This is a genomic window from Nocardia sp. NPDC002869, assembly GCF_046764065.1.
In the GTDB taxonomy this organism is placed as follows: domain Bacteria; phylum Actinomycetota; class Actinomycetes; order Mycobacteriales; family Mycobacteriaceae; genus Nocardia; species Nocardia rhamnosiphila.
The window spans coordinates 1-1,316 of sequence record NZ_JBKOOL010000340.1; the positions used below are offsets into that span (position 1 = coordinate 1).

The 1,316-nt window shown below is 63.4% G+C and carries 2 protein-coding genes; both read left to right on the forward strand.

The window, feature by feature from the left end:
- Window positions 1–66 precede the first annotated feature (66 nt).
- Window positions 67–387 (forward strand): transposase, encoded by a 321-nt coding sequence (locus ACLML9_RS28760; RefSeq protein ID WP_181062555.1) that lies wholly within the window; start codon window positions 67–69, stop codon window positions 385–387.
- Window positions 388–446: 59 nt separating this feature from the next.
- Entirely contained in the window at window positions 447–1,286 is an 840-nt protein-coding gene (locus tag ACLML9_RS28765) for an IS3 family transposase (RefSeq protein WP_411948432.1), read from the forward strand.
- The last annotated feature ends 30 nt before the right edge of the window (window positions 1,287–1,316 follow it).

A 1,316-nucleotide genomic window follows, 5' to 3' on the forward strand; every position in this document is an offset into this window, starting at 1 on the left:
TGAGGCTCCCCCTGGGTAGTGGACACCGAGTTAGCAGGATCATTGGTCCTGCGGAAGGATGTCCCTGTGTCTCGGAAACGTCGGTCGTTCACGACCGAGTACAAGGTCGAGGCTGCTCATCGGGTGATCGATTCCGGTCGCACGGTCGCCGAGGTCTCGAGAGAACTCGGCGTGCACGAGAGCCTGCTGGGCCGCTGGGTCGCTGATGAACGCCGCCGCATGGAAGCGGCCGCGGTGCATCGGGAACAGCCGCTGTCCGGTGCCGAGCGGGCGGAGTTGCTGCGATTGCGCAAGCAGGTCGCTGAGCAGGACAAAGATATCGCGTTCCTGAAAAAAGCTTCGGCGTACTTTGCCGCGATGCAGCAGAACCGGCCCGGTTCGAGCTGATGGCAGAGTGCGCCGCTGCTGATGCGTTCACCGGCGACTCTGGTGAAGACGTCGCGCGGATGGCGCGACTGTTGAATGTGTCGAGGTCCGGATACTACGAGTACCGGAAACGTTGCCGGTCTCCGGTGTTGACACCTGCGGCTCAGCGCCGGGCGGACCTGGCGGTCAAGATCGTTGCCCATCACCGTGAATCCGACGGCACCTACGGTGCCCCACGAATCACCGCCGATCTGCGTGAGGCCGGTGAGAAGGTCACCGAGAAGACCGTCGCCAAGATCATGGCCTCTATCGGGATCGAGGGGATCAGCCCCCGCACTTTCAAGGTCGCGACCACGGTGGTCGACCCGCGGGCGTCGTTCCCACCGGATCTGGTCGGCCGCCGGTTCGATCAGGGCCGGCTCGACGCGGTCTGGACCAGCGATATCACCTACCTGACCTGTGGGGAAGCGGACATGTATTTGTGCGCGATCAAGGATGAGCACTCCAAACGGGTGCTGGGCTGGTCGGTGGCCGACCATATGCGCACCGAACTGGTCACCGACACCCTCGACATGGCGGTCGCGGCACGCGGCGGAGGCGTCCGCGGGATCGTCCTACATGCCGACCGCGGCAGTCAGTACACCGCGTCGGCCATGGCTGCGGCCTGCCGTCGTCATGGCCTGCACCGGTCGATGGGCGCTACCGGGATCTGCTGGGACAACGCCGGCGCGGAATCGCTGTGGTCGACGTTCAAACACGAACACTACTACCGGCATGTTTACGCCACGAAGACTGAACTCGTTGCCGCGGTTGACAAATGGATGAACTGGTACAACACTCGGCGCCGTCACTCCGCGATCGGGATGATCAGCCCGATCGCTTACGAACATTCACTCTCCGCGGCAGCTACAGCTGCTTGATCCCCTGTCCACTATTCGGGGTGAACCTCA

Excerpts from the sequence above, each read along its gene's own strand:
- ACLML9_RS28765 (WP_411948432.1), top strand. The coding sequence starts at position 447 with ATGGCGCGACTGTTGAATGTGTCGAGGTCCGGATACTACGAGTACCGG.